This is a genomic window from Stenotrophomonas sp. GZD-301 (genome assembly GCF_049310345.1).
In the GTDB taxonomy this organism is placed as follows: domain Bacteria; phylum Pseudomonadota; class Gammaproteobacteria; order Xanthomonadales; family Xanthomonadaceae; genus Stenotrophomonas.
On record NZ_JBMOWY010000009.1, the window covers coordinates 23,813 to 32,971 of the forward strand.

Genomic DNA, 9,159 nt, shown 5'->3' on the forward strand with positions numbered 1-9,159 from the left:
GACGACTGTGGACGAGTAGGGACATCTATTCCCGTCTTTGGACAGTCACCTGTAGCGCCAAAGTAGCGCCCTAGGATAACGTCCAGCGAAACAGGGTCCACCCGGAGCTACACGATGGAAAACAAGGCCTCTCGACGTCTGGCGCTTACGGCGACCATGGTCAAAGAGCAGCTGTCCTTCACGCGCGTGCCGGAGGTCAACGCCGAGGGCAAGATCGTCAAGTTTGCCCCGAATACGGATCAGAAGCGCTATGTGGTGTTCGATAGCCACCGAGACGCGCCGGTTGGCTTTGGGGTGGCGGTGAACAAAACCGGGATGAGCTACATCTTGCAGCGGCGCATTGGTGCCCGTGTGCTCAAAGCGACACTGGGGAATTGCCGGGACATCACCCTTGCCAAGGCCCGTGAAGACGCCAAGGTTGCTCTGGCTTCCATGCAAGCCAGTGGGAAGACGCCCGCCCAGGCCAGGCAAATCGACAAGGACGAGATCCGGGTAAGCCTGATGACGGTTGAGGCGTGCTTTGCGCTCTATCGCCGTCATTTGATTGAGCGTGCAAGGCCTGCCAAGGACAGCAGCCTCCGGGGGCTGGAATACGCCGAGAAGCGGCTTGGCCGGGCTGAGGTGGATCTATTGGGTCTGCCTATCGGTGACTTGGTCAACGAACAGCGGATCCTGGATGCGTTTGACGAAATCGCCAAGGGCAAGCGCCATCTGGCCGAGGGGACCAAGCGGGCGAATGCCACAACCACGGCGTTTGATAAGCCGACCGTCACCACCGCAGAACTGACTTTCCGTTGGGCCAGTCGCGCGGTGGGCTACTGCATGGATCGGGAAAAGCGCATTGCCGCCAACGCGGGCCGGTCGCCTTCGTTGCAGATCAATCCGTTTACGGTGCTTCACCAAGAAGGCCGCTACCGAACGCGCGAGCAGTTGGAGGCGGACTATGAAGCAAGCCAAGCCCGTAACCCGATGCAGCTTCGCGACGGTTCACTGGGTCGCTTCTTGGCGGCGCTTTGGGAGCGGCGAAAGGTCGACAACTACCGCACGGCGTGCGACTACCTGCTTTTGACGCTTCTCTGGGGCACCAGGCGGGGTGAGGCAGCCCCGTTGAAATGGCGCCATCGGATCGATAAGCGAGATCTTTCGATCAGCTCTTGGGTGGATTTGGAGGCCGGGTGGGTGTCGTTTGCCAATACCAAAAACGGCTCTACCCACACGCTCCCGCTTGCGCCAGGCGCAAAGCGGATTTTGACCCTGCGCGAGGAGACGTCTCGGAAGAGCCAGTCCCCTTGGGTCTTCCCCGCACGGAGCAGCAGGGCGGTTCAGGGCCACTACTTGGATAGCAAGGCAATCTTGCAGAGCCTGAAAAAGGCCGGCGAGATCGAAGCGCTTCGGACCCACGACCTGCGCCGAACCTTTGCTACAGTGGCCGAAGAAGTGGCTTCGTATGCGGTGGTGAAGCGGCTACTCAATCATCGCAACAGTCGGGACGTCACGGGCCGTTATACAAAGGTGGACGATGCGCGGTTGCTGGAAGAGATGACGCGCATCGAGAAGGTGATGTTGGGCTCGGATCCCATGCTCCTCGCCATTTTGACCTAAGTGCCCAACTCAACCAGTCAAGGAGGAACGAATGGGAAGCAAGATTGTGATCGTAAGGCTCGAAGAGCCGGATGCCGACGTAGAATATTCCGCCCTCCAAGTCACATCGGCAGGCGCCGCGGGGCAAGCTGATGACTATGCCTTTCAATTGATCAGTGATTGGGCTGGCGACCGCCTTAAGTGTGAAACGCAGGAAGGGCTTGAAGAGCTACTCGCCGACAAGAACTTCCGCGCCGCCGACGCTGACGCCGCCACGGTTGACGCTTGGGATGAATATGCGAAATCCTTCGGCAACAACGACGAAAAGCAGGTCGAGGTAACGACCCATTACTCGGAATCGATCGACGGGAGCTTCATCGTTAGGCGTGTGAGTTTCCTTGATCGAGGGGTCTGGGTTGAACCCAAAACTCGCTTCGTCGTATTGCCCCGCTTCGGCGCGGTGGTTGTAGGGGTTTACTCTGATCCGGCAAGGGCCGTAGCCGAGGCCGAAGCCAGCGCCCAAGATCGGAAAGAGCTCGCAGGCGCTGCGAGGGATAGAACGACCGGGTATAACGGGAGCTAGCGGTCAGAGATTGTCAGGCGGTGGTTGGCCTGGCGTCCGATTGGGCAGAGCCCAAGTGACATCCTGGTCCTTCCACATCGTCACATAGCAAGGCTCCATATGACGCCGATGCGAGCGCCAATGCTCAATACAGAGTTCAGTGGCAAGGTCCGCCTCGCGGCGGGCGTCTCTTGCTGGCAAGCGAGTGAGTGCGGCGATGTATGCACTGTTCCAAAATTCTTCGATATTCATAGGTAGTTGGGAAATTGAAGTCTTCCTTGTCTAAGGCAAAGCGCGCACCTGTCAAGTGAATGCTTGGCAGGAGTAGAGGCTCCGATGAATGAAAGCAGTGACATCCCCTTTCGATTGACCCAGGTTGCGCGGAAACGCCTGACCGCTGATCAGCTCGCGGAAGTGCGACGCCGTCTGGAAGAACGTCCCGAAGACGCCGACTTCAATGCTGTCGAAGCGGCAATCTATGTGGGCAGAAGCACCAAGACCTTGAAGCGCGCAATCGATGCAGGCGTGGGACCGGCCCGGGCGAAGAACCCGGATGCCAGTGGTCTCTACGCCACTAATCGCCATACGCGCTACCGCAAGGGAGACCTCGATGCGTGGCGTTCGAGCTTGATCAGCTTCGCGGTTGCGTTTAAGCGTTTCGACGACCTGACTCTAGATGCGCCGTGGATCGTGACCAATGAAGGCAAGCTTTGGGGGCACATCTTGGACGCCGAAAGCGTCGATGACGTCCTGCGTGCGCTGAGTGATGAAGCGGTTGTCCTTGCTCCTCTCAACGAAGCACTGAGAGAGTCGTGGTCGGACATGTCTGCGCGTCGGGCCTACGAGGCGGTCTTTGATGACCTTGTGGAGCATGAGCGAGCTGCTATCAAAGCGGCACGCGAGCGCGATGCTCTTCATTCGGAGTTTGGCGCGTGATCGAAAATCAGCCAGGGACAGTGATCGTGCCTGGCTTCAATCGCGGGTGACTGCTTATGCCCGCACCGCAGTAAATGGAACTTACAGGGGGTTGTGGTGACGATATTGAACGAGATCTTTGAATGGTCTAAGAGCCTGCCACCTTGGCAAGGTGATGCCATCTCTCGGCTGCTAGCAAAAAATGCTCTCGATGAACAAGATGAGGCGGATTTGCTGGCGCTGCTTAAATCCGAGAACGGTATTCCCGATCCGAAAGGACGGGTAGCAAAGCCGCTTGCGGCGGGACAAGTCCCACTGCCACCTGCGGGTGGGAGCACCATCGTGCTGCAAGCCGTGAAGGATTTGCAGCACGTCAATGCTATCGCGCCGCACCAAAGCCTGGGGATGGGTGCAACTGGCTTAACAATCATCTACGGCAGTAACGGGTCGGGGAAGTCTGGTTACTCGCGAGTTCTCAAGCGCGCATGTCGTGCTCGTGATCAACAAGAGGACATTCATCCAGACGCCAACCTCGCCGCGTCCAAGTCCACCACGCCGCAGGCAACCTTTGTCGTGTCGCAAGACGGTGTGGTCAGCGAGCTTACTTGGCAGCAGGGCGTCACACCGCCAGAGGAGCTTTCATCCATTGCGGTTTTTGACGCGCGCTGCGCTAAGGCATATCTCGACCAAGAGGGAGACTTTGCCTATGTGCCCTACGGCTTAGAAGTGTTCGCAGCGCTCGCAACGCTATGTCAGCGTCTGGAAGCCAAGGTTTCGGACGAACTTCTCAGGGCACACGTCGACACCACAGCTTTCGCGCCTCTCCTCGGTGAGACGCAAGTTGGAAAACAAATTGCTGTGTTGTCTGCCAAGACCAAGCCTGAGGTGATCGAAAGCTTGGCGACCTTGAGCGAGAAAGAGCTTGCGCGGCACGCCGAAGTGGAAGCCAGTCTGAAGGAAGGCAACCCAAAAGAGAAAGCGCAACAAGTTCGTCTTCGGGCGCAGCGGTTTAGTGCACTTGCAGCGAAGGTGGCAGTCGAAGAGGGGCGCCTGAGCGAAGCGGCGGTGACGGTCGTCCATCAAGCAGCTGATGCCTATCGCAATGCGCAGGTCGCAGCCAAGATCGCCGCTCAGTTGCATACAGAGGGCGGCAAACTCTTGCCAGGCACCGGTGGCGAGGTGTGGCGAGATCTCTATGAGGCGGCAAAGAAGTTTGCCGTCAGTGCGTATCCGGACAAGAGCTTCGATGAACTCTCGTCGGATGACGCTTGCTTGCTTTGCCAGCAGCCACTGCAAGCGGGCGCCGAGCGAATGCGGCGCTTCGAGGCCTTTGTAGAGGCTGAGGCAGAGAAGGCGCGCGATGCCAGGCGAGAGGATTTTCGTGCGGTCTTTGTGCCGATGACGAAGGAGGTCGTCGCCCTCGGGTTGGATGAGGCCATTCGGGTCGAGCTTCGCGCGGAAAACGAGCAGCTGGCCAGCGACGTGGAGGCGTATGAAGAGGCGTTGATTGCGCGCCAGAAATCCGTCAAAGATGCTGCCACTGCCGATGATTGGAGTGTGGTGATCAATGCCGGGGGGAGTCCGAAAGCAGCACTTTCGCTTCTTGCTGAGCAATTGCACAGCGCAGCCAAAGCGCTTGATGACGCTTCGGATGAAAAGGCGCGCAATGCTTTGCAGAGCGAGTTCAATGAGCTCAAGGCCCGCATGCAGTTGGCGGTGGTCAAAGACTCGGTGCTTAGCGCCATTAACAAATTGTCAGTGCAATCCAAATTGAAGGGCTGCCTGCCTAATTTCCGGACGCGGTCGATCTCCACCAAGGCTACCGAGGTTGCCGCACAGGTGGTCTCGAAGGAACTGGGTGAAGCGCTCAATCGTGAGTTCAAGTCACTCGGCGTCTCTTCACTGAGCGTGTCTTCGCAGAGTCGATCCGCTCGTGGAAAGACGCTCCACCGACTTCGTCTAGAGTTGCCTCAGTCATTGTCACCCTCTGAGATCCTCAGTGAAGGTGAGCAGCGCGCCATCGCTATTGGTTCGTTCCTGGCCGAGGTTTCACTGAGTGGCCAAACGGGAGCGATTATATTCGACGACCCGGTTTGCTCTTTAGATCACCGTCGTCGTGAGCGCGTTGCCAAGCGTCTTGTTGATGAGGCAGAAAAGCGGCAGGTGATCATCTTTACGCACGACATCTATTTTTTGAACCTACTGACGGAAGCTGCCGGGCGCGCGGGCACGCCCGTCGTGACCCAAAGCTTGGTTCGTCAGGCTCAAGGTTACGGCGTTGCAAGTCCCAATCTTCCATTCGAAGGATTGAGCAGTTCAAAGCGTGTGGGGTTCCTCAAAACCGTTCACGTTGAAGCAGCGAAGGCGCACAAGCTTGGGGAGGAGCAGAAACACTACGACCTCACCGTAAGGGCTTACTCCAACTTGCGCTTGGCTTGGGAGCGAGCAGTGGAGGAGGTGCTGCTCCGAAACGTCGTTCTCCGGTTCCGCAAGGGCGTGGAGACGCAGCGTCTATCAGGTGTGACGGTGACGGATGCTGATTACGCGCGCATCGAAGCAGGTATGGCCAAGTGTTCTAACTACGCGCACGACAAGGCCCAGTTCGGTGGGATCGCGGTTCCTGAGCCGGACGAGCTCATGGAAGACATCGCTGACTTCGATGCCTTCATCAAGGAGGTGAATGCGCGCTCGGAGAAGACGGTGGCATCGCGAAAGAAGGGGGCACCGGCAGCAGCCCCCGCATGAGCTGCTGGTAGAAGGCTGTGGTGCTCCTCTTAGGAGGAGCGCCACGGTCAAAGATGGTGTCTTAATCTGGCTGGCACGACCGGCATGACTTGCGCCCACATCCTTAGTCTCGCTCGCGCCGCATTCCGAGCTTTGGATGTTCATCGGGCGACGAACAGAACGAGGGGGCGACCAGCCCGGATCCGGCTTGACTGATCGTAGATCTGCCTTAGCTTCAACCTCTTTGAGGAGCTGAGCGCAGTGAAAGAGCGGGAGAAGTTAGAAGCAGCGGTGAAGGCTGGTGATGTGGCGGGTGTATTGAAGATCGTAGCAGCGTCTCCGATCAATTCTCGGCTGGCTTGGGAGGCCGTTCAAGAAGCCGTTGAAGCGAACAACGAAGACATCATTGATGCACTACTGCCGTCGCTGTTGCCGACACAAAGCGCTTTCCCGCTCGCCGTTGCGGCCTCACGGGGGCAGGTGTCAATCCTACGCAAGTTGATCCCGGTATCTAACCCCAGGGCCGATGACTCGTTGGCACTATCTTGGGCAGCACGAAGTGGATCGGTTGAAGCCGTAGAAACGCTTCTTCCTTTCACTGATCCCGTGGCAAGCGACTCAAACGCGTTAGTTCACGCTGCAAGGGAGGGTCATGCAGAGATCGTTGCGCTTCTCATTCCGCTGAGCGATCCCAAGGCGAATGGCAACCGTGCACTCTGGGAGGCTGCAACCCACGGACACCTCAATATCGTGAAGCTCCTTCTTCCCGTCTCGTCGGCCATCGTTTGCGCGATGAGTATCCTGCCCGATGCAGCTGCGCGCGGCGCGACGGATTTCATCAAAATCTTGCTCAAGGCCAAGCTGCCCGATGCGGGCGATACCTATGCAACGGGATTGGATGCAGCGGCGACGAACGGGCATCTGGATACGGTCAATGTTCTGATCCCTGCGATCATCAAAGCCGGCGCACCACGCGGGTTTGGCAACAAGGCCATCTATGAGGCGGCGAGAGCTGGGCACACGAGCATCGTTGAGCGTCTGATTGGGGTGGTGAGTCAGTCGGCGTGTTCCCACGCTCTAGCGGCAGCCATCGAGGGAGGCAAGCGGGAAACTGCGATTGCACTGTTGGACCACGCCGATCACATTGAGACCGAGCGATCGCTCTACGGAATTGAACGAAAGTCGTGTCTTGCTGAGCTCATCGCTGAGCGTCAGGCCTCCCAAGCGCGGAAGCACCTAGACGATCATACGAGCGTTCCCGCATTGAAGCGGCATCGGCCTGCGCGGATCTAGGATCTCACCATGATTACATGCCCGTGCTGGCTCGGTTTCCATGGCGCGGTGTTTGGCGCCTCGATGGTCCACTGCCCACGCCAATCCCGGTCGTCTCCTTCTGGTCAGCTACTCGTGCGTATGTCAGCGATGGGGTGGGGTTTGTTCTTTGCGTGCGCTGGCAGGGGAGACGCTCTACCGCGAGTGGCATTGCCTACCCCGCGTTTCGCCATCTTCCCGCTAGGCCCTCCAGCATGTGTCGACGAGGACGAGTGACGTTGGAAGTCAGAGCTTTTGGGGGCGCCAGATATATCTGCCAGCCATTGCTTAGGCCGTCACAGGTCTGGTAGTTCGCTCTCAGACAGTGCTGAGGCAAAACTGGCGCAAGTGCGCTCACTTGCCAGTAAGTGGCGCTTTCCCTGATCGGATCTCATACCCAGTGCGTTCGAGCGTGCGAACCAAGTCAAGATCTTGGTCATAGATGGCAACCAGCGCCTCAGATGAGGCGATGATCTTGCCGCTGACCTCCTTCTTTCCATCTCGCCAGAGCTCAGCAGAAGGAAGCTTGGCGCCGTCCACACTCTTGATCGCTTCGCGCTCTTTCAAGGCTTGATGATGCCCGGCCCGTTCACCAAGCCACCCAGGGATGAGGGCGAGAAGTGTGCCGATCAAAGTCATCGTTAGCGCCACATAGATCACGGCGGCGGATCCCACCATCGCTTTGACCGGCTCGCGGACCCAGAATGGTCGTGCTGCAAACCAATCGTGAAACGCTGTGCGTTGAGCGGCGGGCAGGTTTGCGACAAAGATCGCCAGCGTCATGCCACAGAACGCGTAGAGGACAACACGCCAAGGGATGTCCGAGATCAGCTCGCTGCCTTGGAGCACGATGGCGTAGTAGCCCCGAACGACCTTCCAATCCGCTGTTTGCGGGAATAAGCCCTCTTGCACGCCCCAGTCATTGAGGTAAGTGCTGTATGCCACATGGCCGCAGCCATGAAGAACAAATCCAAGCAGCGTGGCCAATGCCACCAGGCCGCCGGCAATGGTGGCCAGCGTCATCAATGCGCTGGGGCCTGGCTTCTCAGTGGGGGCAGATGGCTGAGCGGTAGGTGTCGCGGTAGTTTTCATTGGCATCCTTCCATGGAATAGGGAAACAGCAGTAGGGAGGTTCACAGCGTGTCGCTTCCAATTAAACATGGAGCGCTGATCAGCACCACATCCTAATGCGAGCAACTATGGGTTGGTGTTGCGCTCAACATAGCCAATGTTGACGGCATCTCCAATGACCTCAATGGTGAGGTCCTTCAGCGAGGCTATGTCGATGACGCGAGCGTTTTGCTCGGGATGTCGCGGACCAACGTTCAAGACGATGGCTCCTGCGGCAAGGCCAGCCTCGATCCCAGCGCGAGCGTCTTCAATGACCACACAGTCCTTGGCGTCGAGTCCGAGCCGCTTTGCGCCGAGTTGATAGCAAAACGGGTTGGGCTTGCCAGGATTGGCATCCTCAGCGAAGACCGCTGTCGTCGGCAGTTGGAGCCCTGCTGCGTTCATTCGATTTCGCGCAAGCTTTTGGCCGGCCGAGGTCACCATGGCGACTTGATGCGGTGGAAGCGAGCGGAGCAGTGCAGCAGCGCCAGGCGTAGCGACGATGCCTTCGACGTGTTCTTCCTCATAGTGCTCCAACATCTTGGCTTCTTGCCGCGCCGCGTCGGTGTCGCCCAGGTAGTGCCTGACAAGATCAATGGTCTGCATGCCATGAGCCCTTGCCCTTACTTCCTCATAGTCCAAGCCGTGCTTGGTCGAGAACAAGCCAAGGACGTGCTCGACAAGGACCAGCGAGTCGATGAGGGTTCCGTCCATGTCTAGGAGGAGGGCTTTGCAGTGCAGGGTTGGCATAAAACGATCCAGGAATCGGGGGCGTTAGGATAAGTGCTGACAGGCCTCCCGGTTAGCGCTTACCTGGCTGCGCCTGACCTTTGGTGACGAGCAAGCAAGGAAGCGCTGGTTCCCGTGGGGCCTGCGGTATTGGGGGGGGGGGGGGGGGGGGGGAAAGGAAAAAAGCACAGGGTGTTACCTGTCACAGGATGGGATCCCCTTAAAGA

At 58.2% G+C, this 9,159-nt stretch carries 7 protein-coding genes; 5 read left to right on the forward strand and 2 right to left on the reverse strand.

Features of this window, described 5'->3' with window-relative positions:
- The first annotated feature begins 114 nt into the window (after positions 1 to 114).
- From ACO6VK_RS02600 to ACO6VK_RS02620, 5 genes are all read left to right on the forward strand, one after another.
- Complete coding sequence (locus ACO6VK_RS02600) at positions 115 to 1,602, forward strand: site-specific integrase (protein WP_422505345.1); 1,488 nt, start codon at positions 115 to 117, stop codon at positions 1,600 to 1,602.
- Between the two features lie 31 nt (positions 1,603 to 1,633).
- Positions 1,634 to 2,164: a hypothetical protein gene (locus tag ACO6VK_RS02605; protein WP_422505347.1), complete on the forward strand. Its 531-nt coding sequence runs from the start codon at positions 1,634 to 1,636 to the stop codon at positions 2,162 to 2,164.
- Between the two features lie 315 nt (positions 2,165 to 2,479).
- Positions 2,480 to 3,079: a hypothetical protein gene (locus ACO6VK_RS02610; protein ID WP_422505349.1), complete on the forward strand. Its 600-nt coding sequence runs from the start codon at positions 2,480 to 2,482 to the stop codon at positions 3,077 to 3,079.
- 96 nt (positions 3,080 to 3,175) lie between these two features.
- Positions 3,176 to 5,803, forward strand: coding sequence for an AAA family ATPase (locus tag ACO6VK_RS02615; RefSeq protein WP_422505351.1), 2,628 nt, complete (start codon positions 3,176 to 3,178; stop codon positions 5,801 to 5,803).
- Between the two features lie 240 nt (positions 5,804 to 6,043).
- Positions 6,044 to 7,075, forward strand: a complete 1,032-nt coding sequence (locus ACO6VK_RS02620) for an ankyrin repeat domain-containing protein (protein WP_422505353.1) — start codon at positions 6,044 to 6,046, stop codon at positions 7,073 to 7,075.
- A gap of 372 nt (positions 7,076 to 7,447) precedes the next feature.
- Here ACO6VK_RS02620 and ACO6VK_RS02625 read toward each other — a convergent pair whose 3' ends face one another.
- Entirely contained in the window at positions 7,448 to 8,116 is a 669-nt protein-coding gene (locus ACO6VK_RS02625) for a hypothetical protein (protein WP_422505355.1), read from the reverse strand.
- Positions 8,117 to 8,290: 174 nt separating this feature from the next.
- Positions 8,291 to 8,953: an HAD-IA family hydrolase gene (locus tag ACO6VK_RS02630; protein WP_422505357.1), complete on the reverse strand. Its 663-nt coding sequence runs from the start codon at positions 8,951 to 8,953 to the stop codon at positions 8,291 to 8,293.
- Positions 8,954 to 9,159: the final 206 nt, after the last annotated feature.

Excerpts from the sequence above, each read along its gene's own strand:
- ACO6VK_RS02605 (WP_422505347.1), top strand. The coding sequence starts at position 1,634 with ATGGGAAGCAAGATTGTGATCGTAAGGCTCGAAGAGCCGGATGCCGAC.
- ACO6VK_RS02600 (WP_422505345.1), top strand. The coding sequence starts at position 115 with ATGGAAAACAAGGCCTCTCGACGTCTGGCGCTTACGGCGACCATGGTC.
- ACO6VK_RS02625 (WP_422505355.1), bottom strand. The coding sequence starts at position 8,116 with ATGACGCTGGCCACCATTGCCGGCGGCCTGGTGGCATTGGCCACGCTG.
- ACO6VK_RS02630 (WP_422505357.1), bottom strand. The coding sequence starts at position 8,953 with ATGCCAACCCTGCACTGCAAAGCCCTCCTCCTAGACATGGACGGAACC.
- ACO6VK_RS02610 (WP_422505349.1), top strand. The coding sequence starts at position 2,480 with ATGAATGAAAGCAGTGACATCCCCTTTCGATTGACCCAGGTTGCGCGG.